Source organism: Nocardia macrotermitis (assembly GCF_009604405.1).
GTDB classification, from domain to species: Bacteria; Actinomycetota; Actinomycetes; order Mycobacteriales; family Mycobacteriaceae; genus Nocardia; species Nocardia macrotermitis.
The window spans coordinates 16,603-40,909 of the sequence record NZ_WEGK01000023.1 but is presented as its reverse complement, the minus strand read 5'-3'; the positions used below and the strand labels follow the sequence as shown (position 1 = coordinate 40,909).

Sequence of the window (24,307 nt, the reverse complement as noted above, 5' to 3'; positions counted from 1 at the left end):
CCGGGCGTCACCACGGTCCGTCCCCGTTGTCGATCGGGGACGGACCGTCGGCGTTCGCGACGGGTATCGATCTGGCCGGAAAACCGTGCTTCCGGCGTGAGAACTCGACCCGGGTCCGTCGTCCCGGAGGAGGTCGGGTCAGGCGGGACCCTGACCTCCGCCGGGAGGACGGAACCGGGATCGGTTGCGGGAGAAGGTGTTACGAGACGACCGGGAGGTAGACCTGGTTCCCCGACTCGGTGAATTCGGCGGACTTGGCGGCCATTCCCGCCTCGATCGCGTCGATATCGGTGAGGCCGTGGGATTCGGCGTACTCGCGAACGTCGGCGGAGATCCGCATGGAGCAGAACTTCGGGCCGCACATGGAGCAGAAGTGCGCGGTTTTCGCGGGTTCCGCGGGCATGGTCTCGTCGTGGTATTCGCGGGCGGTGTCCGGATCCAGCGACAGCGCGAACTGGTCGTGCCAGCGGAATTCGAAGCGCGCCTTGGACAGTGCGTCGTCCCGGTCCTGCGCGTGCGGCAGGCCCTTGGCCAGATCGGCCGCGTGCGCGGCGATCTTGTAGGTGATGACGCCGACCTTCACATCGTCCCGGTTGGGCAGGCCCAGATGCTCCTTGGGCGTGACGTAGCACAGCATCGCGGTCCCGGCCTGGGCGATGATCGCCGCGCCGATGCCGGAGGTGATGTGGTCGTAGGCGGGCGCGATATCGGTGGCCAGCGGGCCGAGGGTGTAGAACGGCGCTTCCTCGCACCATTCCTCTTCCAGCCGAACGTTTTCCACGATCTTGTGCATCGGCACGTGGCCGGGACCCTCGATCATCACCTGCACGCCATGGGATTTCGCGATCTTCGTCAACTCGCCCAGGGTGCGCAGCTCGGCGAACTGGGCCTCGTCGTTGGCGTCGGCGATCGAGCCCGGACGCAGACCGTCACCCAGGGAGAAGGTGATGTCGTACTTCGCCAGGATCTCGCACAATTCCTCGAAGTGCGTGTACAGGAACGATTCCTGATGATGCGCCAGGCACCACGCGGCCATGATCGACCCGCCGCGCGAGACGATTCCGGTGACCCGCTTGGCCGTCAGCGGCACGTACCGCAGCAGCACCCCGGCGTGCACGGTCATGTAGTCCACGCCCTGCTCGGCCTGCTCGATCACGGTGTCGCGGTACATCTCCCAGGTCAACAGCGTCGGATCGCCGTTCACCTTCTCCAGCGCCTGATAGATCGGCACGGTGCCGACCGGCACCGGTGAATTGCGCAGGATCCATTCGCGGGTCTCGTGGATGTTCTTGCCCGTGGACAGGTCCATGATGGTGTCCGCGCCCCAGCGCGTCGCCCACACCATCTTCTCGACCTCCTCGGCGATCGAGGAGCTCACGGCCGAATTGCCGATGTTCGCATTGATTTTCACCGCGAACTTCTTGCCGATGATCATCGGCTCGGATTCGGGATGGTTGTGGTTGGCCGGGATCACCGCGCGTCCGGCGGCGACCTCCTCGCGTACGAGTTCGGGTGAAACCCCTTCGCGCGCAGCGATATACCGCATCTCGCTGGTCACGATGCCCTGCCGGGCCCAGGCCAATTGTGTTGGCGGACCGGCGATCTCGGGTTTGGTCCAGCCGTCGCGCAGCTTCGGCAGGCCGTTGTCGAGATCGATCGTCGCGGCATCGTCGGTGTACGGACCCGAGGTGTCGTACACGTCGAAGTGCTCACCATTGGTCAGATTGACCCGGCGAACCGGAATGCGCAGGTCATCGACCTGCTGATAGTGCTTGACGCTGCCCTGGATGGGGCCGATGGTCACGGTTTCCACCGTGCCCTGGACATGATTCGACGACATGTGAAGCCTCCCTACGCCGGCATTACCCGGTCAGGTTCGAACGGTCGACGGCCCTGCTCCGCCCGAATGGGCTAGCCGTCCTCTCAGCCCGCTGGTGCGAGCCCCCGCATGTTCGGTTGTGGTACCTGGCCGAGAGTACATGCCCGCGGCGGCGCGCGTCAGCGGACCTGGGCGGGAATTTTCGGGTCCGGACGGTCTGCCCACCCGCCGCCGGGACACGGATTATGGTCGTCTGATGACCCGCAGCAAATATTCCGCACCGGATGAATCCGGATCGGTGAACCATCGGATCCGCGGTCTGGACGCGGAGCAGCGCAGCGTGCGACGCCGTCGCAAGATTCTGGAAGCATCGATGGATTTATTTGCCGCGCACGGATTCTGGGGTACCTCGATCGAACAGATCTGCCAATCCGCCTATGTCGGCACCAAGGCGTTCTACGAACATTTCGAGAGTAAGGAAGCCTGTTACACCGCATTGCTGGAGCAGCTCACAGCACATACTCAGCAACAAGTGGCCGAACGGGCCGCCGCGGTGGCGGAACTGCCCTGGTCGCAGCGGTCGCCGGTGGTGGTCGCCGCCTTCGTGCACGCCATCGCGGATGATCCGCGCGTCGCGGCGGTCAGTTTCGGACATGCCGGGGGTATCTCGCCGACCGTGGAGCGCAAGCGTCGCCGCATCCGCCGCTGGGCCGCGGCCTTCCTGGACGCGCAGTGGTCCGGCGATCCGGACCCGGATCCCGATCGCCAACGCCGCCGCCTCGCCCTGGCGCTCGGCGCGATCGGCGGGCTGTTCGAACTGGTCACCGATTGGCTGTGTCATCACGACGACGGCGCCGACCCGGACACCATGGAATCCCTGATCGAGGATCTCGACCGCTACCTCACCGCCGTCGCCGCGGGTCGGGCCGCCGCGCTGTGACCCGCCCCGCCGGTCCCCGGTATCCGGCGGATGAACCCGCGGTCACCGTTGGACAACTTCTGGCAAATTATCGGATGTGAAGCCCGGAACGCTCGCGTACCGGCCGCAACAGCCTGTTCGACAGGCGGTCGTGTTAACGATTCGGCCGACCGCGAGCCTACGGTTGCGTAGCCTGACGGTTGTACGGCAACCTCCAGATGTAACTGTCGACCAGTTGTGCGCGGCCGGATTCGCCGAGTGGGATCTCGTCCTCGCACGCTGCAATTCCGCCGAGGAGGACGGTCCGTGTCGCACTACAAGGCGAACCTTCGGGATATCGAGTTCAACTTGTTCGAGGTGCTGGGAATCGGGGCGCTGCTGGACGCCGGCGCCTACGGCGATCTGGACGCCGACACCGCGCGAGGCATGCTGGGGGAGGTGCTGCGCCTGGCGGAGGGGCCGGTCGCGGAGTCGTTCGTCGACGCCGACCGCAATCCGGTCGTCTTCGATCCGGCCACCCATTCGGCCATCGTCCCCGATTCGATGCGCAAGACCGTGGCCGCGGTGAACGAGGCGGGCTGGTCCGGCCTGGGCATGCCCGAGGGGATGGGCGGGGTGCCCTCGCCCTCGCCGCTGATCTGGGCCACGCAGGAAATGCTTGTGGCGGCACACAATTCGGCGAGCTTCTTCAACATGGGCCCGTTGATGCACGAGGTGCTGTACCGCGAGGGCACCGAGGAACAGCAGCGCTGGGCCGCGCACGCGTGGGAGAACCGTTGGGGCGGAACGATGGTGCTCACCGAGCCCGACGCCGGGTCGGATGTGGGCATGGGCCGTACCAAGGCGATCCAGCAGCCCGACGGCAGCTGGCACATCGAGGGCGTCAAGCGTTTCATCTCCGGTGGTGACGTCGGCGATACCGCGGACAACATCATCCACCTGACCCTGGCGCGTCCCGAGGGCGCGGGTCCAGGCACCAAGGGCCTGTCGCTGTTCGTCGTCCCGAAATTCCTGTTCGATTCGCAGACAATGGAATTGGGCGAGCGCAACGGGGTGTACGTCACCAACCTCGAGCACAAGATGGGCATCAAATCCTCGCCCACCTGCGAATTGACCTTCGGCGGTGACCATCCCGCGATCGGCTATCTGGTCGGCGACGCGCACAACGGCATCGCGCAGATGTTCAAGGTGATCGAGCACGCCCGCATGATGGTGGGCGTGCTGTCGGCGGGCACGCTGTCGACCGGATACCTGAATGCGTTGGAGTACGCCAAGACTCGCGTCCAGGGCGCGGATCTGACACGGAACAGCGACAAGGCCGCACCGCGCGTCACCATCACCCACCACCCGGACGTGCGCCGCAGCCTGGCGTTGCAGAAGGCGTACTCGGAGGGGCTGCGCGCGCTCTACCTGTACTGCTCGGCGTATCAGGATGCCGATGTGGCACAGGCGAATTTCGGCGCGGACGCCGATGTGGCCGCGCGGGTGAACGATCTGCTGCTGCCGATCGTCAAGGGTGTCGGCTCCGAGCGCGCGTACGAGACGCTCACCGAATCGCTGCAAACCTTCGGCGGCTCCGGCTATCTGCAGGATTACCCGATCGAGCAGTACATCCGCGATGTGAAGATCGACTCGCTGTACGAGGGCACCACCGCGATCCAGGCGCAGGACTTCTTCTTCCGCAAGATCATTCGGGACAAGGGCGTCGCGCTGGGGCATGTGGCCGGGCTGATCGGCAAGTTCGTCGAGTCCGAGGGATCCGAGCTGAAGGCCGAGCGCGAACTGCTCGGCGCGGCCCTGGCCGACGTGCAGGCGATGGCCGCGGCGCTGACCGGGTATCTGGTAGCCTCCCAGCAGGATTCGGCCGAGATCTACAAGGTCGGCCTGGGTTCGGTGCGGTTCCTGCACGCGGTCGGCGATCTGGTCATCGGGTGGCGGCTGCTGGAGGCGGCGAAGATCTCGCTGGTCGCGCTGGAGGGCAGCCCGACCGAGAAGGATCGGCTGTTCTACACCGGAAAGGCCGCTGTCGCTTCGTGGTTCGCGAAGAACCAGTTGCCGCTGCTGTCCAGCGTGCGCACGGTGATCGAGAACCTCGACAACGACATCATGGAACTGGAAGAGGCCGCGTTCTGATGCTCTTCGTCGGAACGACGCAGAAGCGGGACAACTGATTTCGTAAGGACATGGGTAACTCACCGGGGACGTCCATGAGGCGCCCCGGTGAGTTACTGTTAGCCCGACGCGAATGTCTCCCCGCGCTCGACGGCCCGCTGAAATCGCGGGGAGGCGGAACAGGTACAACTAGCGCCATGGTTTTCCCGGTGGATTTCGGCTGGATTCAGGTGCTGCTGGGACTGCTGTTCGCAGTCGCGCTGGTGTTGCTGGTCACGGCGCTGCTCAAGGCGCGCAGGGCCGGGTGGAAGGTATTGGCCCGCAGGGGAAGTAGCGCGCTGGTGCTGGTGCTGATCGCCGCGCTGATCCTCTGGGTTACCACCCTGCTACAGGCTTATCTCGGTCTCACCGGGGAGGTGAAGGCGGCCCACGTCGTCGCGAAAACCATTGCCAACAGCCCACATACCCTCGATGTCGAAGTCACCGTCTACGGCGACCACGACCACGCCGACACCCACGAGACCTACCTGGTCGAGGGCGATATGTGGGCCCTGCAAGCCGATATCGTCGAACTCGAGCCCTGGATCAACGCCCTGGGCTTCCACTCCGGCTACAAACTCACCCGCCTGTTCGGCGAACGCCAGGACGGCACCGCGGTGAAACAGAACCAGATCTTCCTCAACGGCAGCGACCGAGACTTCTTCTCCGACATGCAGAACCACACCTGGTACACCAACCCCTTCGTCCGCTCCGCCTACGGCAACGCCGTCATCGCCGGCACCGGCGCCTACGACGTCTACATCTCCCAGGACGCCATCAAAACCCGTCCGGCCGACTGACGCGAGCGTCCGGACCGGGCGTCCCTATCCGCTGGGTGGATCAGTCCAGTTCGGCCCAGGTGATGCTTACGTCGATCGGGTCGAGTGGCTGTTGCGGCAACCTAGATGCCGTCGTCGAGATACTCCCAGGTGATGCGTGTCGCGAACGGATCGATGACGTCGACGGCGACCAGGTCGGTTCCGCGCACGGAAATGCCATCCGAGATGTATTTGCCGGAGATGGTCAGACGGAATCGCTCGATCGACACCACCGGTCCGTCGTTGCCTGCCATCTGTACGACCCAGTAGTGCGGGATCCTCGCTTGTGCGTACTCGGCCAGCTTGTCTCGGGTATCGGTGACAACTGTGCCCGGTGACACGATCTCGATGACCAGCAAGGAATCCGACGCGTAAGGCTTGCGACGCCATCGCCCACGATCCGATTCGATGCAGCGGTAGACGACGACATCCGGACGCCGATAATGCAGCCGGGGGGCCTCGGTGAGGAGCATGTCGACGTCACCGATCACCTTGTGGCAGGTCTGTTCCCGAGCATCCATGTACTTCGCCGCATCACGTAGCGCGGACACCAGGTTGTGCTGGATGGTCTGGTGTTCCGGGGTCGGGGATTCGCATCGAATGATTCGTCCGTCCACGACCTCGATCTGACGGCCGAGCTCCTCAGGAATGCTTGCGTACACCTCGAGGGTGATCTCTGGAGCGGCCAGTGACTGCCGCAGCCAGGACCAATCGTATGCTTCGCTCACCTGGATCAGCCTACTGAGGGCAGGCGATCGGCGGCTGTGGTCCTCGCTGTCGATACGGCACGGCACGTGCATCGCTTACTCGAGGAGTCAGTGCAGGTGAGGCAAGGCCAGCGCGATCTGCGTAATGACAGCGGCAAGATCCTCGACGCCGTGGAGGCGGGGGAGAGCTACACCATCAGTCGCAACGGCAAGCCTGTCGGTGAACTCCGGCCGGTGGGGCGGCGCACATTTGTGCCTGTCGCGGAGCTGCGGCGGACGGCCGAGCATCTGCCGCCGGTCGATTACAGCAAGTTCCGGGCCGACCTGAACGCCATGATCGACCAGGATCCCCACCATGACTGAACCTGTCGGTGCCGAGCGGTCGCGAACGGCTTCCCCTGTACCGCAACCCGGATGATTTCACGGGGCTCGGCCCTTCCTCGACGTCATCGCGGTGTGACGACGGCGAGGCCGGTCACTCGGGAATCTCCGCGACGACCGGAGCATGGTCGGACGCGCCCTTGCCCTTGCGTTCCTCGCGGTCCACGGACGCGTCGGTGACGCGGGCCGCGAGAGCGGGGGAGGCGAGGATGAAATCTATGCGCATCCCTTCCTTGCGGGGGAAGCGCAATTGTGTGTAGTCCCAATAGGTGTAGACGCCGGGGCCGGGGGCGAAGGGGCGCATGACGTCGGTGAAACCGGCCTCGTTCATGGCTGTGAAGGCGTCGCGTTCCGGTTGGGAAACATGGGTTTTGCCCTCGAAGAAGGCCGTCGACCAGACGTCGTCGTCGGTGGGGGCGATATTCCAGTCGCCGACCAGGGCGATCGGCGCGTCGGGGTGTTCGGTCAACCAGCGGGTGCCCGAATCGCGCAGGGCGGCAAGCCATTCCAGCTTGTAGGTGTAGTGCGGATCGTCCAGTGTGCGGCCGTTGGGCACGTACAGGCTCCACACCCGGATGCCGCCGCAGGTCGCGCCGATCGCGCGGGCCTCGATCACCGGTGCGGACAGCAGCGACGCCTCGGCGTCCTTGTCGAAACCCGGCTGATTCGGGAAGCCGATCTCCACCTCGTCCAGCCCGACGCGCGAGGCGATCGCGACCCCGTTCCACTGGTTGAAGCCCACGTGCGCGACCTCGTAACCGGCCTCTTCGAAACGCTCGAAAGGGAATTGGTCGTCCCGGCACTTGGTCTCCTGGATCGCCAGCACGTCGACGTCGGCGCGGTCGAGCCAGGCGATCACCCGATCCACCCGGGACCGAATCGAATTCACGTTCCATGTCGCCAGACGCACCGCCGGCTCACCTCTTTCGCCTCGACCCTGTCGAGATTGCTCTGCCCCGTCGATAATTGCTGCCGCTACCATCGATATCGCCTCGGCCCCAGCGGTTTTCGCCTCGAGTCCCGCCGATGCCGCTGGCGGCGCGCATCACTCGGGCGCGGCGTACCGGTACCGATGATGCTCGACGAACCCCATCTGCCGATACAAGGCCAACGCCCCCGTATTCTCCACCTCCACTTGGAGATACGCGTGCGTGGCACCGCGCCGATGACCCCAGCGGATCAGTTCCGCGCAGACCAGCGTGCCCAGACCGTGCCGTCGATGCGGCGCGGCGACCGCGATACCGCTCAGCCCGACCCAGTTCCGGCCGTCCGGTGCGACGGTGACCGCGCCCCGCCCGATCGCCAGCGTGCTCGGGATTCCCAGTGCGGCGAAACCGACTTCGCCCTGATGCACCGCGGTGAGCACCTCCCGATCCGGTTCCACCGGCGCCACCGGCGTGAGGTCCTCACCCCGGAACCGATGCAGTTCCAGCCACGCCGCGGTCGGCTCGGGATCCACCCGAACCATCGAAGGCCCTTGCGGCAGTACGAAATTGTCGATATCGATGCCGAGCACCACCACCTCGGCCCAGGTATGGAAACCGGGCAGCTCCGGCACCAGCCGATCCGGCAGCGCCAACTGCATCGGCAGGCCACGCTCGGCGTACCACTCGGCGATCCGGGTCAACGCGCCCGGCGTCAACTGCACCGGACCGTCGACCGTGCCCAAGGGGAGCGCCGAATTCGCCCGTCGCGTATAGCCGTTCCCGGCGCGCACCAGCCAGCCGTCGATCCAGGCGCGTTCGGTCCCGGGCCAGCCGTCGGCCGCCGCGGACTCCAGCGCCCGGATCTCGCGCGTGCGAATCGGCCTGGGGGACAACGTTCTCGCCGCCACCACGCGTTCGGCGGGAATGGTGATCAGGGCGCCGTCCGGGACCCGCACGGTCAGCGGATCCAGCGTCACCAATTCGCCGATGACATCGCTGAACTCGTGCGTCTCGTCGGCGAGCAGGCGATAGCGGACCACCACCCGCCGCCCCGGAACCAGGCCGTCGGGCTCAGTCGTCATGTCCGAAGGGATCCGGCACGGTCCCGGGAATCCAGCTCAAATCGGGTGTGCCCCAACCGTTCCGCTTGATCGCCTTCTTCGCCGCGCGGGCGTTGCGGCCGATCAGCACGTCGACGTAGAGGAAGCCGTCCAGATGCCCCACCTCGTGCTGCAACATCCGGGCGAAGAAACCCTTGCCCTCGATGTCGACCGGTTCGCCCTTCTCGTCGGTGCCGGTCACCCGCGCCCAGCCCGCGCGACCGGTGGGGAACTGCTCCCCGGGCACCGACAGGCACCCCTCCTCGTCGTCATCGGGGTCCGGCATCGTCTCGGGAATCTCCGAGGTCTCCAGCACCGGATTGACCACCGCGCCGCGCCGCCGCTGCATCGCACCGTCCGCACCCAGATCGGGGCAGTCGTAGACGAACAGGCGCAGGCCCACACCGACCTGATTCGCCGCCAGGCCAACACCATTGGCCGCGTCGAGCGTCTCGTACATGTCCGCGATCAACTCGGCGAGCTCGTCCGGTGACTGGGTGACCGGTTCGGTCGGGTTGTGCAGCACCGGATCGCCGACGATGCGAATGGGGAGAATCGCCATGGACGCATACTTTACGCGGCGTCCCGGCAGGTCCCGACACGCCGTGTGACACATCTTGTATCTCCGGCATTCATGGTTGAATTGCCCCACGACGTATCGTCTGGTGGTCACTCGGCGAGGGAGCATTATGGACAGCGCAGCGGCCCGGAACCTTTCCGCAAGCGAGGACAGCTCTTCCGCGAGCGAGGTCCTCGGCACCCCGGATACCGAAATCCCGAACATCGAAGCCCCGGAAACCGAACGGCTCGTCGACGGACTCGATCGACGCGAACTCGACATCCTCGACTTCGAACGCAAGTGGTGGAAGTACGCGGGCGCCAAGGAAGAGGCCATCCGCGAACTGTTCGGCATGTCCGCCACCCGCTACTACCAGGTGCTCAACGCCGTGGTCGACAAGCCCGAGGCGCTGGTCGCCGACCCGATGCTGGTCAAACGCCTGCGCCGGTTGCGGGCGAGCCGTCAGAAGGCCAGGGCGGCACGGCGACTGGGCTTTCAGGTGTGATCCGCGCGTTCGGCTGCGCGGACCGTTAGGGTTGCAGTCGTGAGCAACCAGAATCCGTCCCCGGGTGGACTGCCGCTGCGTGCGCTCGCCATGGTGTTGATCGCGGTGGCCATCGTCTTCGCGGGTCTGGGCGCGATGTCGCTGTCGAGCTCGCAGGGCGACGGTGCGGCATCCGCGGATTCGGCCGTCTCGACGACCGCGCAGGCCGCGGCCACCTCGGCGCAGGCCGCCACCACCACGGCCGGCGCGTCGTCCACGGCGGCCGAGACGACCACCACGGCCGCGCCCACCACGACCGCCGCCGCGGGTGTGGACAAGTCGATTCCGGTGCGGGTGCTCAACAACAGCACCGTCGCGGGCCTGGCCGCCAAGACCGGGGCCAAGCTCACCGCCAACGGCTGGAACGTCACCTCGACGGGTAACTACGCCACCAGCGTGTTGTCGAAAACCACTGTCTTCTACGAGAATTCGCCACATCAGCAGGCGACCGCGCAGGCCATCGCGAGTCAGCTCGGCGGCATCGCCGCACCCCGCACCAGCGCGTTGTCCGGACAGGCCGCGGGCATCATCGTCATCGTCACCGGCGACTGATCCGGTGGTCACGGGCTCGCGCCTACAGTGCGTAGTAGCCCCGCGCCTGCCCTGCGTAACGGCTCTGGCATCATCTTGACCGGTAACGAATTTGTCCACCAGCTCTACTCGTAAACTCGGTACTCGTAAAGGAGTTCTCCGATGGCCCCGTTCACGACACGTCGCCCGTCCTGGCGGATTGTGACCCCGGTGCTGGCGGTCGCGGTCTTCGGTCTCGCAGCCTGCACCAACAGTCAGGAGTCCAGCGACGTCAAGGGGACGACGCCGCCGGTGTGGACCGGTACGGCGGGCCCGTCCGGAGCCGCGAACCCCAGCGAGAGCGCCGCGCCCGCGGGCGATTCGGTCTCGGTGCCGCTGAAGGACCCCTCCGGTCAGGAGGTCGGCAAGGCCACCTTCGCGAAGTCCGACGATCACCTCGAGCTGACCGTCGACGTGCACGGCCTCCAGCCCGGCTTCCACGGCCTGCACATCCACCAGGTCGGCAAGTGCGAGCCGAATTCGGTCGCCCCCGCGGGCGGCAACCCCGGCAACTTCCTGTCCGCGGGCGGCCATCTCCAGGTCGGCGACGCGCACGCGATGCCCGCCAGCGGTGATCTGACCTCGCTCGAGGTCCGCAAGGACGGTTCGGCGCACCTGGTCACCACCACCGACGCGGTCACCCTGGACCAGATCTCGGGCAAGGCCCTGATCATCCACGCCGGTGAGGACAACTTCGCCAATATTCCGAATCGCTACACCCAGGCCAACGGAACCCCCGGCCCGGACGCCGAATCCCAGGCGACCGGTGATGCGGGCGCCCGTATCGCCTGCGGTGTCATCGGGTAGGTAGGTACGCCATGGGCGGGGCAGGCATCGGTTCGGTTCCCTGGAACGGTTCGCCCCGCCCGACGCTCGGTGTCGAGTGGGAGATCGCCCTGGTCGACAAGCAGACCCGCGATCTGTCCAATACCGCCGCCGCCGTCTTCGACACGGTCGGTGATCTGCACGCGTCGGACGGGCAGGCGCGATTGTCGAAGGAGTTGCTGCGCAACACCGTCGAGATCGTCAGCGGTGTGCACGACACCGTCGACGAGGTCATGGACGATCTGCACGGCACCATGGACGTGCTGCGGCGGGCCGCGGATCCGCTCGGCGTGGATCTGTTCTGCGCCGGAACCCATCCGTTCGCGCAGTGGTCCGCCCAATTGCTCACTCGCACGGAGCATTACGACGAGTTGATCGATCGCACCCAGTGGTGGGGCCGGCAGATGCTGATCTGGGGCGTGCACGTGCACGTGGGAATCTCCCACCCGGAGAAGGTATTTCCGATCCTGAACACGCTGCTGCTGTCGTATCCGCATCTGCTGGCGTTGTCGGCCTCCTCGCCGATGTGGGCGGGCGTGGACACCGGATATGCCAGCAATCGGGCGATGATGTTCCAGCAGCTGCCCACCGCCGGATTGCCGTTCCAGTTCGAAACCTGGTCGCAGTTCGAGGCTTTCGTGCGCGATCAGACCAAGACCGGGGTGTTCGAACAGCTCGGCGGCATGCACTGGGATATCCGGCCCGCGCCCAAGTGGGGCACCATCGAGGTCCGGGTCTGCGACGGAATACCCAGTCGCGCAGAGCTTTCCGCGATCGTGGCGCTCATCCACTGCCTGATCGTGGATATCGATCGACGGGTCGAGGCGGGGGAGGAGATGCCGGTGCTGCCGCCCTGGCATGTGCAGGAGAACAAGTGGCGCGCAGCACGTTACGGGCTCGACGCGATCATCATCACCGACGCGGACAGCAATGAGCGGTTGGTCACCGACGACCTGTCCGAGATGTTGAACCGGCTCGAGCCGACCGCGAAGCAGCTGGGGTGTTCGGACGAACTCGCCGCGGTCGCCGAGATACCCGCGCGGGGGGCGTCGTATCAGCGGCAGCGTCGGGCGGCCGCGGCCGCGCAGGGGGATCTGGTGGCCGTGGTGGACGCGCTCGTGCACGAACTCGGTCGCTGAGCGCCGTCCCGGTTTTCGCCTGTTCGACGCCGATGATTCAGCCACCCAGGGGGCTGGCGTTCATCGTGTGTTTACTATGAGTCAGTGCTTCTCGACGATCCTCGCGCCGGTTACGACGGCGATTCGCGCCGTGGCCGGTTTCGATGGCCGTCGAGCCCGACCCGGACGGCGGTCGCGCTCGCGGCGGTGCCGCTGCTGCTGATCGTGTTGCAGATCGTGGCCTCCCGCAACGGTTTCGAAGGTCCGCTGCAGAGTGTGTGGCACGACTACTTCGGGACGCCCAAGTCGATGTCGATGCCGTGGGCGGGACTGGCGTTGGCGCTGGTCGGACTGTCCTGGCGGCGGCGGTTCGCCGCGCTGGGGGTCGCGCTCGCGCTGGACGCGGTGATCAGTGGAATCCGGGTGGCGCTGGGCGGTCCGTTCACGTTCGGCAACGGTGCGGTGATCACGTTGACCGGGGTGGCGCTGGTGGCGTGGCTGGGCTGGGAGAGCCGCGACAAGCGCAACGCCCTGCACGCGGCCGCGCTGGGCGCGCTGCTGATCCTGGCCACCAAGGTGGGTGACGTGTGGCTGCACGTCACGGTGATGGCCGGGCCGAATGTGCTGGATCGGTATGTGGCGCTGGCGGATCGGGCGTTGGGTGAACCCGCGTGGACGGTGGCGCGGGTGCTGGATTCGCTCGGTCCCGTGCCGCCCGCGATCCTGCACTGGGTCTATATCGAACTGCCTGTCGCGGCGATGGTGATCGCGGTGTGGCAGTTGCGGCGGGTGGCGTCGGCGGGGGTGTGGCCGAGTCACTATCTGGTGCGGACGTTCCTGCTGCTCGGGTTGGTCGGGCCGCTGTTCTACGTGCTGTTCCCGGTGGTGGGGCCGATGTTCGCGTTCGCGTCCGACGGGCACGGCCTGCAGATCGGCAATTTCTGGCCGCATCACGTGCCGCCGTTCGACCACCGGCCCGCCGCGCTGCGTTTCGACGCCTTCACCCCGCGCAACTGCATGCCCTCCATGCACGCCGCCTGGTCGACGTCTATCTTCCTGCACTCCCGCCGCGATGTCGACGGCACGCCCGCACCCCGCTGGCTGCGCTGGGGCGGCGCGTTCTGGGTGCTGGCCACCCTGACCGCCACCCTGGGCTTCGGCTACCACTACGGCTCGGATCTGATCGCCGGAATCATCCTGTGCCTGACCGTCGAATCGGTCCTGCGCGCCCCCGAACAAGGCTGGCACCGCCCCCGCATCCAACTCGTCACCGCGGGCGCGATCCTCTTCGCCGCCCTCCTACTGTCCTTCCGCTACCTCGCCCTCTGGATGGCCCAACACCCCGTCCCCTCCGGCCTGGTCCTACTCCTACTCGTGGCCGCCTACGCCCGCGCCTTCTACAACACCTGGTTCGCCCCCACATCGACCGCCGACACGACCGACACGATGGACGACGCCCTCGCGCGGTAGGACTGTGTCGCCCGGCGGACGCTTGTGCCTGCGCGCCGACCTTCGATAACGCCAGCTCTGGACTCACCCAGTTTCGCCGACTCCGGATAACGCAGACACCAGGGCCACCGAGTCCGTCAGCCCTGAATAGCGCCGGCATCAGGGTTACCGAGTTCCGCCAGCCTCCGAGAAGGCCAGTTCCAGGGTCACCCAGTTCCGTCAACCATCGATAACGCCAACTCCGAGGTCACCCAGTTCCGCTAGCTCCGAATAACGCCGACAGCAAGGGTCGGGGCCCGGCTCGATTCTGGACTGACGGAGCGGGGGAGCGAAGCGGAGGAGCGGAGGAGGGAAGAATCGAGCCTTCGCCGGGCCCCGACCCCGCCGGAGCGGAGCGGAGGCAGAAGACACAGCGGAGGAGGGAAGAATCGAGCCTTCGCCGGGCCCCGACCCCGCCGGAGCGAAGCGGAGGCAAGATGGCACAGTGTCCGAACTTCCTGAGCTTGCTTTGGCTGCCCGACTGAACCGCTCGGCCGCGGATGCGCGGCGGGGGGTGGTGCGGGTGCATCCGGAGGCGTTGGCGGCGCTGGGGTTGCGGGAGTGGGACGGGATCACGGTGATCGGGTCGCGGCGGACCGCGGCGGTGGCGGGGGTGGCCCCGGCGGGGACTCCGGCCGGGGCGGTGCTGCTGGACGATGTGACGCTGTCGAATGCGGGGGTGCGGGAGGATGCGACCGTGGTCGTCTCTCCCGCAACGGTTTTCGGGGCGCGGCGGATCTCGGTGACCGGCGGGGCGCAGGCGATGCGGTCGGTGCCGGAGGCGACGTTGCGGCAGGCGCTGCTGGGCAAGGTGGTCACGGTGGGCGACACCGTCTCGCTGCTACCGCGTGATCTGGGGCCGGGGACCAGCACCGCGGCGGCGTCGCAGGCGCTGTCGCGGACCTTCGGCATCGCGTGGACCTCGGAACTGCTGACCGTCACCGCGACCGATCCGGCCGACGGACCGGTCAGCGTGCAGCCCAACAGTGCCGTGGTGTGGGGTGCGGGCGCTCCGGCGGTGGAGGCGTCACACGATCCCGGCGGTGCGCACGAGACGTCCGCCGCGCCGGGGACGCGAATGACGGTGCGGGAGCGGCCTTCCGCGGTTCCGGTGGCCGAACTCGCGGGCGTGCGCGCGCAGGCCGCGAAGCTGACCGAATGGCTCGACCTCGCCCTGGACGAGCCCGAACTGCTCAAAACCCTCGGCGCCCCACCGCATCTGGGCGTGCTGATCACGGGACCGGCCGGAGCGGGGAAGGCGACGTTGGCCCGCGCGGTCTCCACACCACGTCGCATCGTGGAACTCGACGGGCCCTCGGTCGGCGCGACCGAGAGTGGCACCCGGCTGCGGGAGGTCGCCCTCGCGGTGTCCGAAATCGGTTCCGGCGCAGGCGGTGTGCTGCTGATCACCGATATCGACGCGCTGCTCCCGGCCGATCGCGAACCGGTGGCGACGCTGATCCTGGATCAGCTGCGCGCGACCGTCGCCACGCCCGGAGTCGCCTTCCTGGCCACCACCTCCCATCCCGCGGGCATCGATTCCCGTTTGCGCGCACCGGAATTGTGCGATCGTGAGGTCGCGCTGACCCTGCCGACCGCGGCGGTGCGCAAGGATCTGCTGGCGCAACTGCTGCGCAAGGTGCCCACCGAAGATCTCATACTCGATGAGATTGCCTCGCGCACACCGGGTTTCGTGGTATCCGACCTGGCGGCGCTGTGCCGGGAGGCGGCGTTGCGGGCGGCCTCGCGCGCGAGCCGGGAACACGCCGATCCGGTGCTCACCCAGCCCGATCTGGTCGGCGCGCTCGAGGTGATCCGCCCGCTGTCCCGTTCGGGCGCAGAGGAATTGGCGATCGGCAGCCTGAGCCTGGACGACGTCGGCGATATGACCGAAACCAAACAGGCGCTCACCGAATCGGTGCTGTGGCCGCTGCGCCACCCCGACTCCTTCGCTCGCCTGGGCATCGATCCGCCACGCGGTGTGCTGCTCTACGGCCCGCCCGGCTGCGGTAAGACGTTCCTGGTCCGCGCGCTGGCAGGCAGCGGGCAGCTCAGTGTGCACGCGGTCAAGGGCGCGGAGCTGATGGACAAATGGGTCGGCTCCTCCGAACGCGCGGTCCGCGAATTGTTCCAGCGCGCACGCGATTCCGCCCCCTCGCTGATCTTCCTGGACGAGGTCGACGCGCTTGCGCCACGTCGCGGGCAGAGCAGCGACTCCGGCGTCGGCGACCGCGTCGTCGCCGCACTGCTCACCGAACTGGACGGCGTGGAACCCCTGCGCGAGGTCGTCGTGGTCGGCGCGACCAACCGCCCCGAACTGATCGACCCGGCCCTGATGCGCCCCGGCCGCCTCGAACGCCTCGTCTTCGTCCCGCCCCCCGACGCCGCGGGCCGCGCCGACATCCTGCGCACCGCCGCCCGCGCGGTCCCCCTGGCCCCCGACGTCGACCTCACCGCCCTGGCCACCACCCTCGACGGCTACTCCGCCGCCGACTGCTCGGCCCTCCTGCGCGAGGCCGCCCTCGCCGCCATGCGCCGCGACGTGGACGCCGCCGACGTCACCGCAGCCGACGTCACCACCGCCCGAAAATCCGTCCGCCCCTCCCTCGACCCCACCCAGGTCGAATCCCTCCGCGCCTACGCCGAACGCCGCACCACCGACACCTGACCCCACCACTGTCGACAGCGGCCTCACGCGAACAGCTGTGCCGATGTCTTCGGCACCTGACCCGCGACTCTCGATAGCGGCCTCACGCGAACAGTCGTGCCGATGTCTTCGACATCTGACCCGCGACTCTCGATAGCGGCCTCACGCGACAGTCGTGCCGACGTCTTCGGAACCTGACCCACCACAACAGCGGCCCGACGCGAACGGCCGTGCCAACGCCTTCGACACCGGCACCTGACCCACCACTGTCGACAGCGGCCCCACGCGAACAGTCGTGCCGACGCCTTCGAACACCGGCATCGACCACTCGGCTTCGGCATGCGTGCCCGTGGGGCCCGGTCCGATTTCCGCGCGTGAGCGAAGTCGATGGCGACGACACCCGGGTGGGGGCGGGCGATGCCGACGTGAGCCGCACGAACCACGCGTAACCGGCACGTCACCCGTGGACGTGTTTCGCATCACAGGTAGTTTTGCCTGGTGCGCACTCCTCATGCAGCGGCGGAGATGGTCACGGCCTACGTGTCCACGCTGGTTGCCGGGATGTCGCTGTTACTGCCGATCGACTTCGCGTGGTCGTCGGAATCGACGCCGCTGCAACTGGATATGCTCGCGTTCAGCGTGCCGCAGGCGATCGCGATGGGTGCGATCATCGCGGTGCTGGTCGCGGTGTTCGCCACCACGGTCAACCACGCGCTCGCGGCCTGGGGGACGGCGCTGATCGGTGTGGTGATCATGTTGATCAACCATCTCGCGGGGCACGACGCCACCCCGGTCGCGCCGCTGTCGACGCTGAACTTCGTGGATTCGATCGCGGGCGGCATGCTGCTGGGCGGGATGGCGGCCGCGGTGCTGCGCGGGCGCATGCAGGTGTTCGGGTGGACGCTCGGCGCGCTGACCAGCATCGTTCTCGCCGACGCACTTCCGGTGGCGCACACCCCGAATCCGTTCGCACCCGCTCCCGCGCATCGGCCCTCGGTGGACTACCCGCCGCTGTGGCTGATCGAGGTGACCCTCGTGCTGGTCGCCATCGGCACCCTGGTCAACCGGCGCCGCACCGAGATCGAGCGCCGCTCGTTCGAACTGCCGATGGCGCCGATCGTGGCCGGGGTGTTGTACATCGGCGCGGCCATGCTCGGCGCGCGCTGGCTGGCCGCGCGGACCGCGAGCGTGCTGGACATCGTGCTGGCCGTCGCGTTGACCGCCGTCACGGCCATGATCGCGGCCATGTTGCTGCCGCGTCGGGACGGCACCCTGGTGCTGCTCGCGGTCGCGGTCTCCTCGGTCGGCAGCGCGATCGTCCCGACGCGGCTGCCGGGCTGGTCGGTGTGGGTGCTGGTGGCGCTGCTCGCGGTCGGGATCCTGCTGGGCTTCCGGCGTCCGGCCCCGATGCTCGCGATGTCCGTGCTGCTGATCCTGGCGTTGGTGGGCGCGTTGACCGCCGGCGTGCAGGACCGCATGCACATCGCGACGATCGGCGCGGTCATGTCGCTCACGGCCGGATACGCCTTCGGCTGCGCCGCACCGCGATACAACCCGACCCGGGTGCTCGGCGTCGCGATCATCCTGGGTTCCTCGGTGGTGCTGGCGTTGCGCGGCCGCGGGGAGTTCAGCACCGTGGTCATCGGCGGTTCGCACTACAACGCGACGCCCGGGTCGATCGGACAGTCCGCCGTCGCGTACTGGATGGCGCTGGCCATCACGGTCTGCTGTGCGCTGTCGCTACTGGTCCTGCGGCGCTGGCGCAAACCCGTCCGGTTCGCGCCGCAGCCGACCGACGCCGAAGAATTGCCTGAAGATAGCTAAATGGCATAGCAGATTCGTTCCCCGCCGGTCGTGGCGCAGGTCCGCCGATCCCGCCAAGTAAACTCGGGCCCACTCCACCCCGCCCCCGACCGACGGAGTGCTGTTTGCTCGCCATTCTGCTCGTCCACGCCGCCGCCGCTCTGATCGCGCCGCCGTGCGTTCGGATGCTCGGCAGACGCGGCTTCTACCTCCTCGCCCTCGCCCCCCTGGGCAGCCTGTTCTGGGTCCTCGCGCACTGGAACGACGACCAGGTCGTGCAGATCGAATGGGCCCCCAGCATCCGCATGGATCTGGACCTGCGCCTGGATTCGCTGGCCTGCATCCTGTCGTTGCTGGTCCTGGGCGTCGGAACGCTGATCCTGGCATACTGCGCAAGCTATTTCGACGACGACGACCACCAGCGCCTGGGCATCTTCGCCGGCTACATGGTCGCCTTCTCCGGAGCCATGTTCGGCCTCGTCACCAGCGACAACATGATCCTGATGTTCACCTTCTGGGAGGTGACCACGGTCCTGTCCTTCCTGCTGGTCGGCCATCACGCCGAACAGACCGCGGGCCGTCGCGCGGCCCTGCAGGCGCTGTTGGTGACCGGTGCGGGCGGGCTGACGATGCTGGTCGGCATCATCATGGTCGGCGAGGGGTGCGGCAGTTACCGGCTGTCGGAGGTCGTGCACCGCGCCGATCCGCACTCCTGGTCGACCGGGGTCGCGGTGGTGCTCATCCTGATCGGCGCGTTGAGCAAGTCCGCGATCGTGCCGCTGCACTTCTGGCTGCCCGGCGCGATGGCCGCGCCGACGCCGGTCAGCGCCTACCTGCACGCCGCGGCCATGGTGAAGGCCGGTGTGTACCTGGTCGCGCGGCTCGCGCCGGTGTTCGCGGTGTCCGGGCCGTGGCATCCGATCCTGCTCGTGCTCGGGTTGCTCTCGATGATCCTGGCCGGGCTGCGCTCACTCCAGGTGTACGACCTGAAACTGGTGCTGGCGTTCGGCACGGTCAGCCAGCTGGGTTTCATGATGGTGCTGGTCGGCATCGGCACACCCGACGCGGCGCTGGCCGGGGCGACGATGATCGTGGCGCACGCGATGTTCAAGGCGTGCCTGTTCATGGTGGTCGGCGTCATCGATCACAGCGCCGGAACCCGCGATATGCGCAGGCTGTCCGGGCTCGGCCGGCGCGCGCCGCTGCTGTGCGGGACCGCGGTCCTGGCCGCACTGAGCATGGCGGGCATTCCGCCGCTGTTCGGCTTCGTCGGCAAGGAGAGTGCGCTGGCCGCGATCATGGGCGCGGGCGATCTGTCCGGGCCGGTGAAGATCGCGGAGACCCTGGGCGTGGTGATCGGGTCGATGTTCACCGTCGGCTACAGCATCCGATTCCTGTGGGGCGCGTTCGGAGCCAAATCGAGGTCGCGTGATTCGGACGACGTTCCCGACGAGGATGTACCCGAAATCTCCTGGCACCGACCGAGTTTCGCCTTCGTCGCGCCCGCGGGCCTGCTGGCGCTGTGCAGCCTGGCCGCCGCGATCGGCGCACCCTGGCTCGATCGGCTGCTGCGCCCCTACGCGCTGACCCTGCCCGGACCCGAGCCCACCCACCTGGCGCTGTGGCACGGCTGGGGACAACCGCTGGCCCTGTCCATGATCGCCATCGCGTGCGGTCTGCTGCTGTTCGAGATCCGCGACCACATCGGCGAATCCGCGACGCCCCGGCTGGGTAACGCCGACCGCGTCTACGACGCGACCCTGCGCGCGATGGATCAGCTCTCGCTGCGCATGACCGGCGCGACCCAACGCGGTTCGCTGCCGCTGAATCAGGCGCTGATCCTGATCACTCTGATCATCCTGCCCGTCGCGCTGCTGCTGGCCGGTGCCCGCTCGAAAGTCTCACTGCGCCTGTGGGATTCGCCGTGGCAGCTGGTGATCGGCGCGATCGTGATCATGATGGCGCTGGGTGCGACGGTGATGCGCAATCGCCTGGCTGCGGTGCTGCTGGTCGGGGTGACCGGCTACGGCTGCGGCTGCATCTTCGCGCTGCACGGCGCGCCGGATCTCGCGTTGACCCAATTCCTGGTCGAGACACTGACTTTGGTGACGTTCGTGCTGGTGCTGCGCAAGTTCCCCGCCGAGGTGCAGCCGGACAGTATCGCGAAATTCAAAGTGCGCCGGGCTATTCTGGCAGCGCTGGTCGGCACCACGGTCGCGGTCTTGGCCGCCTTCGCCGTCGCGGCTCGCGACACCGATCCGATCTGGCACCAGATTCCTTCGTACGCATACGAATTCGGTGGCGGCAAGAACGCGGTGAACGTGCTGCTGGTGGACACCCGTGCCTGGGACACCCTCGGTGAGATCTCGGTGCTGCTGGTCGCCGCGACGGGTGTGGCCTCACTCATGTTCCGCAGCAGGCGATTCGGGACATTGCCGCGCGTCGCCGACGCACCCGGCTACACCCCCGACCCCAACCGCAGCTACTGGCTGACCGCCTCCCCGCTCGTCGCGCGACGTCATCGCTCGATGGTGCTGGCCATGACCACCCGCCTACTGTTCCCGACGATCATGATCCTGTCGGCGTACTTCTTCTTCGCCGGTCACAACGCACCCGGCGGCGGTTTCGCCGGTGGTCTGACCGCCGGGCTGGCCCTGGTCCTGCGCTATCTCGCGGGCGGCCGCTACGAGTTGGCCGAGGCGCTGCCGGTGGACGCCGGACATCTGCTGGGCGCGGGCCTGGCGCTGGCCGCCGGCACCGCGACCGGCTCGCTGCTGCTGGGCGCGCCGCCGCTGTCCTCGGCGATCATCCAGATCACGTTGCCGCTGTTCGGACACGTCAAACTGGTCACCGCCATGCTGTTCGACCTGGGCGTCTACCTCATCGTGGTCGGCCTGGTGCTGGATGTGCTGCGCAGTCTCGGCGCGCGACTGGACACCGAGGAACCCGCCGTCACGGCCACCACGCCGCACGTCGACGACACCGCCGCGGTGCTCCCGCCCGACCCGGCACCGGAGGTCCGATGACCGCGAACATCACCCTGCTCGTCCTGATCGGCGTCACCGTCGCGTGCGCGGTGTACATGCTGCTCGAGCGCGCGGTCTCGAAGATGCTGCTCGGCATGATCCTGTTCGGCAACGCGGTGAACCTGCTGCTGCTCACCGTCGGCGGCCCCGACGGCCTGCCCCCGATCCTCGGCGAGACCGACCGGGTCCACCACGGCACCTCCGACCCTCTGGCCCAGGCCATGGTCCTGACCTCGATCGTCATCACCATGGGCCTGGCCGCCTTCGTCCTCGCCCTGGCCTACCGCTCCTACGCCCTCACCACCACCGAACAGGTCCAGGACGACCCCGAGGACGTCAAGGTCGCCCAGCGCCGCGAGGGAGAGGACCCCGAACAGTGAGCACCCTGATTCCCGCTGCCGCGACCCCGCCGAACCTCGCGGCCGTGCCCGGCGTCGGCGTCGCTGCTGTGCGGAACTCCTTCGCCGCCTTGCACTTCGACGTCATCACCGCGCCGGGCTCGGGCATTCTGGCTGTGCAGGCCCCGGGGACCGCAGTTGCCGTGCGTTCCGGCGGTACGGCTGAATCGAACTGCGGCGCCGTGGCCGTCCCGGACGTCGGCGTCACCGCTGTGCTGCGCTCGGGGGCCGCGACCGTGCCGAGCTTCGGAGTCGCGACGCAACGGATCGTCGGCACCGCGGACGCGTGGAACCTCGGCGAGGTGCGACTATGACGCTGCCTCACGATCTGATCCTGCGGCTGGCACCGCTGCCGGTGCTGATCCCGATGCTCACCGCGGCCGTTTCGCTGATCACCGGACGACGCCCCCGCGTCCAGCAGGCCATCTCGGTGATCGGCCTGAGTGCGGTGGTGGCCGTCGCGGGGATGCTGCTGTACCTGGCCGATCGCAACGGGATGGCCGCTCTGCAGGTGGGGAACTGGCATACGCCGATCGGGATCACGCTGGTGGTGGATCGGTTGTCCGCGGCGATGCTGCTGGTGTCCTCGATCGTGTTGCTCGCGGTGCTCGTGTTCGCGGTCGGGCAGGGTATCAGCGACGGCACCGAGCGGCAGCCGACCTCGATCTTCCAACCGACGTATCTCATTCTGAGCGCGGGGGTTTCGATCGCGTTCCTGGCGGGCGATCTGTTCAATCTGTTCGTCGGATTCGAGGTGCTGCTGGCCGCGTCGTTCGTATTGCTGACCCTCGGCGCGAGCGCCGAACGCGTGCGCGCGGGTGTGTCGTACGTGATGGTCTCGATGGTCTCCTCGCTGGTTTTCCTGACCGGCATCGCCCTGGCCTACGCCGCCACCGGAACGCTGAATCTGGCGCAGATGGCCGAGCGGATGGGGTCGGTGCCCAGCGGGGTGCGGGGTGCGATCTACGCGGTGCTGCTGGTGGCGTTCGGGATCAAGGCCGCGGTGTTCCCGCTGTCGAACTGGCTGCCCGATTCGTATCCGACCGCGCCCGCGCCGGTGACCGCCGTCTTCGCCGGTTTGCTGACGAAAGTCGGTGTGTACGCGATAATCCGGCTGCACACGCTGCTGTTCCCGGCCGCGCATTTCGACCGGATCCTGCTGATCTGCGGCCTGTTTACCATGGTGTTCGGCATCCTGGGCGCGATCGCGCAGAGCGATATCAAGCGGCTGCTGTCGTTCACGCTGGTCAGCCATATCGGATATCTGATGTTCGGCATCGGGTTGAACACGTCGCTGGGTATGGCGGGCACGGTTTACTATGTGGCGCACCACATTCTGGTGCAGACCACGTTGTTCCTGGTGGTCGGCCTGATCGAGCGACAGGCCGGATCCGCCTCGCTCGAACGCCTGGGCGGGCTGCTCGCGGCGAGCCCGGCGCTGGCCGTGCTGTTCGGTATTCCGGCGCTGAATCTCGGTGGTATTCCACCGTTTTCGGGTTTCCTGGGCAAGGTGACGCTGCTCGAGGCCGGCGCCGCCGACGGCAGTGCGCTGTCCTGGGTCCTGGTCGCCGGATCCGTGCTGACCAGCCTGCTGACCCTGTACGCGATGGCGCGGGTGTGGAGCAAGGCGTTCTGGCGGCCGCGCGCCCAGGCGCCCCAGGGCGAACTGGCCGACGCCGCCCCCTCGGCACTGATCGACGAATCGGTCGACATGCTCTTCGACGAACGTCCCGATCCCGGCCGGATGCCGCGGCTGATGCTGATGCCGACGGTCGCGCTGATCGCCGTCGGCCTCGCGCTGACCGTGTTCGCGGGCCCGATCCTGAACATCGCGACCCGCACGGCCGGTGATCTGATGAACCGGAACACTTATCTCACAACGGTTCTGCATTCCCCGGAGCCCACCCGGGCGGGCGGTGCGCGATGAGCCTGGCGACGTTGCTGAGCCGCGACCGGCTGGTCCGCCTGGGAGGTCTGGTCTGGCTGGCGATCGTGTACACCGCGCTGTGGGGTGATTTCAGCGTCGGCAATATCGTGGCCGGACTGGTGATCGGCACGCTGATCATGTTCCTGCTGCCGCTGCCCCGGGTGCCGGTCTCGGGACGTCTGCACCCGTTCTCGCTGCTCGAACTGGTTCTCCTGAGCGTCTACTATGCGCTCGAATCCAGTGTGCAGATCGCCTGGTTCGCGCTGCGGCCCTCGGGCGCACCGGTCTCGGGTGTGCTGCGACTGCGGATGACGATCCGCTCCCCGCTGGTGATGGTGCTGTGCGCCGACGTGCTGAATCTGATCCCCGGCACCATGGTCCTGGAGATCGACCGCGCCACGCACACCATCTGGGTGCACGTGCTCGACGTCGGCAGCGACGAGGCCGTGGAGCGCTTCTACTTCACCACCCGGCGGCTCGAACAGTTGCTGATCCGTTCCTTCGAACGTCCCGGCGAATGGCACGAGACGCTGCGCCCCGAACCCCTGCCCCCCGAGGAGCGCTGAATGCACCGCACACAG

At 67.5% G+C, this 24,307-nt stretch carries 21 protein-coding genes; 16 read left to right on the top strand and 5 right to left on the bottom strand.

Translation table 11 applies throughout. The annotated features are described in order from the left end of the window. Nucleotides 1-199: 199 nt before the first annotated feature. Nucleotides 200-1,840, bottom strand: coding sequence for a phosphomethylpyrimidine synthase ThiC (gene thiC / locus NRB20_RS34060; RefSeq protein WP_153415530.1), 1,641 nt, complete (start codon nt 1,838-1,840; stop codon nt 200-202). A 235-nt stretch (nt 1,841-2,075) separates the two neighbouring features. On the opposite strand from thiC, the gene NRB20_RS34055 reads away from it, so the two are divergent. The 3 genes from NRB20_RS34055 (at nt 2,076) to NRB20_RS34045 (ending at nt 5,689) form a co-directional block, all read left to right on the top strand. Further along, nucleotides 2,076-2,759, top strand: coding sequence for a TetR/AcrR family transcriptional regulator (locus tag NRB20_RS34055; RefSeq protein WP_153415529.1), 684 nt, complete (start codon nt 2,076-2,078; stop codon nt 2,757-2,759). A gap of 285 nt (nt 2,760-3,044) precedes the next feature. Beyond that, nucleotides 3,045-4,871, top strand: a complete 1,827-nt coding sequence (locus NRB20_RS34050) for an acyl-CoA dehydrogenase (protein WP_319945759.1) — start codon at nt 3,045-3,047, stop codon at nt 4,869-4,871. A gap of 176 nt (nt 4,872-5,047) precedes the next feature. Next, nucleotides 5,048-5,689, top strand: a complete 642-nt coding sequence (locus NRB20_RS34045; protein ID WP_153415528.1) for a hypothetical protein — start codon at nt 5,048-5,050, stop codon at nt 5,687-5,689. A gap of 101 nt (nt 5,690-5,790) precedes the next feature. On the opposite strand, the gene NRB20_RS34040 is transcribed toward NRB20_RS34045, so the two are convergent. Then, nucleotides 5,791-6,435, bottom strand: a complete 645-nt coding sequence (locus NRB20_RS34040) for a Uma2 family endonuclease (RefSeq protein WP_194290105.1) — start codon at nt 6,433-6,435, stop codon at nt 5,791-5,793. Nucleotides 6,436-6,531: 96 nt separating this feature from the next. On the opposite strand from NRB20_RS34040, the gene NRB20_RS34035 reads away from it, so the two are divergent. Continuing rightward, entirely contained in the window at nt 6,532-6,777 is a 246-nt protein-coding gene (locus NRB20_RS34035) for a type II toxin-antitoxin system Phd/YefM family antitoxin (protein WP_319945758.1), read from the top strand. Between the two features lie 112 nt (nt 6,778-6,889). Here the strand turns inward: NRB20_RS34035 and NRB20_RS34030 are convergent, their stop codons facing one another. The 3 genes from NRB20_RS34030 to NRB20_RS34020 form a co-directional block, all read right to left on the bottom strand. Further along, nucleotides 6,890-7,705, bottom strand: coding sequence for an exodeoxyribonuclease III (locus NRB20_RS34030; RefSeq protein WP_319945757.1), 816 nt, complete (start codon nt 7,703-7,705; stop codon nt 6,890-6,892). A 135-nt stretch (nt 7,706-7,840) separates the two neighbouring features. Next, entirely contained in the window at nt 7,841-8,803 is a 963-nt protein-coding gene (locus NRB20_RS34025) for an N-acetylglutamate synthase, CG3035 family (RefSeq protein WP_153415524.1), read from the bottom strand. Next, on the bottom strand, nt 8,793-9,383 hold the full coding sequence (locus tag NRB20_RS34020) for a peptide deformylase (protein WP_153415523.1): 591 nt from the start codon (nt 9,381-9,383) through the stop codon (nt 8,793-8,795). Before NRB20_RS34020 ends, NRB20_RS34025 begins: the two co-directional genes overlap by 11 nt. Nucleotides 9,384-9,510: 127 nt before the next feature. On the opposite strand from NRB20_RS34020, the gene NRB20_RS34015 reads away from it, so the two are divergent. The 12 genes from NRB20_RS34015 to NRB20_RS33960 all read left to right on the top strand — a co-directional run bounded on the left by NRB20_RS34015 (nt 9,511) and on the right by NRB20_RS33960 (nt 24,292). Continuing rightward, entirely contained in the window at nt 9,511-9,885 is a 375-nt protein-coding gene (locus NRB20_RS34015; RefSeq protein ID WP_153415522.1) for a DUF3263 domain-containing protein, read from the top strand. A 39-nt stretch (nt 9,886-9,924) separates the two neighbouring features. Further along, a complete protein-coding gene (locus NRB20_RS34010) occupies nt 9,925-10,476 on the top strand; it encodes a LytR C-terminal domain-containing protein (RefSeq protein ID WP_319945756.1) in 552 nt (183 codons plus the stop codon). Between the two features lie 141 nt (nt 10,477-10,617). After that, nucleotides 10,618-11,301, top strand: a complete 684-nt coding sequence (sodC, locus tag NRB20_RS34005; protein WP_153415521.1) for a superoxide dismutase[Cu-Zn] — start codon at nt 10,618-10,620, stop codon at nt 11,299-11,301. 11 nt (nt 11,302-11,312) lie between these two features. After that, a complete protein-coding gene (locus NRB20_RS34000) occupies nt 11,313-12,458 on the top strand; it encodes a glutamate--cysteine ligase (RefSeq protein ID WP_153415520.1) in 1,146 nt (381 codons plus the stop codon). A gap of 84 nt (nt 12,459-12,542) precedes the next feature. Next, nucleotides 12,543-13,907: a phosphatase PAP2 family protein gene (locus NRB20_RS33995; protein WP_319945755.1), complete on the top strand. Its 1,365-nt coding sequence runs from the start codon at nt 12,543-12,545 to the stop codon at nt 13,905-13,907. A 463-nt stretch (nt 13,908-14,370) separates the two neighbouring features. Then, nucleotides 14,371-16,593 carry an AAA family ATPase gene (locus NRB20_RS33990; RefSeq protein ID WP_319945754.1) on the top strand — a complete coding sequence of 741 codons (2,223 nt, stop codon included), beginning with the start codon at nt 14,371-14,373 and terminating at the stop codon, nt 16,591-16,593. A 477-nt stretch (nt 16,594-17,070) separates the two neighbouring features. Further along, on the top strand, nt 17,071-18,396 hold the full coding sequence (locus NRB20_RS33985; protein ID WP_153415519.1) for a GumC domain-containing protein: 1,326 nt from the start codon (nt 17,071-17,073) through the stop codon (nt 18,394-18,396). A 104-nt stretch (nt 18,397-18,500) separates the two neighbouring features. After that, nucleotides 18,501-21,401: a Na+/H+ antiporter subunit A gene (locus NRB20_RS33980; protein WP_153415518.1), complete on the top strand. Its 2,901-nt coding sequence runs from the start codon at nt 18,501-18,503 to the stop codon at nt 21,399-21,401. After that, nucleotides 21,398-21,781 (top strand): Na(+)/H(+) antiporter subunit C, encoded by a 384-nt coding sequence (locus tag NRB20_RS33975; RefSeq protein ID WP_153415517.1) that lies wholly within the window; start codon nt 21,398-21,400, stop codon nt 21,779-21,781. Before NRB20_RS33980 ends, NRB20_RS33975 begins: the two co-directional genes overlap by 4 nt. Further along, nucleotides 21,778-22,113, top strand: a complete 336-nt coding sequence (locus NRB20_RS33970) for a hypothetical protein (protein ID WP_153415516.1) — start codon at nt 21,778-21,780, stop codon at nt 22,111-22,113. The genes NRB20_RS33975 and NRB20_RS33970 overlap by 4 nt, the downstream gene beginning before the upstream one ends. Beyond that, a complete protein-coding gene (locus NRB20_RS33965) occupies nt 22,110-23,726 on the top strand; it encodes a Na+/H+ antiporter subunit D (RefSeq protein ID WP_153415515.1) in 1,617 nt (538 codons plus the stop codon). The genes NRB20_RS33970 and NRB20_RS33965 overlap by 4 nt, the downstream gene beginning before the upstream one ends. Beyond that, complete coding sequence (locus NRB20_RS33960; RefSeq protein WP_153415514.1) at nt 23,723-24,292, top strand: Na+/H+ antiporter subunit E; 570 nt, start codon at nt 23,723-23,725, stop codon at nt 24,290-24,292. The genes NRB20_RS33965 and NRB20_RS33960 overlap by 4 nt, the downstream gene beginning before the upstream one ends. Nucleotides 24,293-24,307: the final 15 nt, after the last annotated feature.

Bases quoted from the DNA above. Each gene is read 5' to 3' on its own strand.
- thiC (WP_153415530.1), bottom strand. From the start codon at position 1,840: ATGTCGTCGAATCATGTCCAGGGCACGGTGGAAACCGTGACCATCGGC.
- NRB20_RS34055 (WP_153415529.1), top strand. From the start codon at position 2,076: ATGACCCGCAGCAAATATTCCGCACCGGATGAATCCGGATCGGTGAAC.
- NRB20_RS34045 (WP_153415528.1), top strand. From the start codon at position 5,048: ATGGTTTTCCCGGTGGATTTCGGCTGGATTCAGGTGCTGCTGGGACTG.
- NRB20_RS34025 (WP_153415524.1), bottom strand. From the start codon at position 8,803: ATGACGACTGAGCCCGACGGCCTGGTTCCGGGGCGGCGGGTGGTGGTC.
- NRB20_RS34020 (WP_153415523.1), bottom strand. From the start codon at position 9,383: ATGGCGATTCTCCCCATTCGCATCGTCGGCGATCCGGTGCTGCACAAC.
- NRB20_RS34015 (WP_153415522.1), top strand. From the start codon at position 9,511: ATGGACAGCGCAGCGGCCCGGAACCTTTCCGCAAGCGAGGACAGCTCT.
- sodC (WP_153415521.1), top strand. From the start codon at position 10,618: ATGGCCCCGTTCACGACACGTCGCCCGTCCTGGCGGATTGTGACCCCG.
- NRB20_RS34000 (WP_153415520.1), top strand. From the start codon at position 11,313: ATGGGCGGGGCAGGCATCGGTTCGGTTCCCTGGAACGGTTCGCCCCGC.
- NRB20_RS33975 (WP_153415517.1), top strand. From the start codon at position 21,398: ATGACCGCGAACATCACCCTGCTCGTCCTGATCGGCGTCACCGTCGCG.
- NRB20_RS33965 (WP_153415515.1), top strand. From the start codon at position 22,110: ATGACGCTGCCTCACGATCTGATCCTGCGGCTGGCACCGCTGCCGGTG.
- NRB20_RS33960 (WP_153415514.1), top strand. From the start codon at position 23,723: ATGAGCCTGGCGACGTTGCTGAGCCGCGACCGGCTGGTCCGCCTGGGA.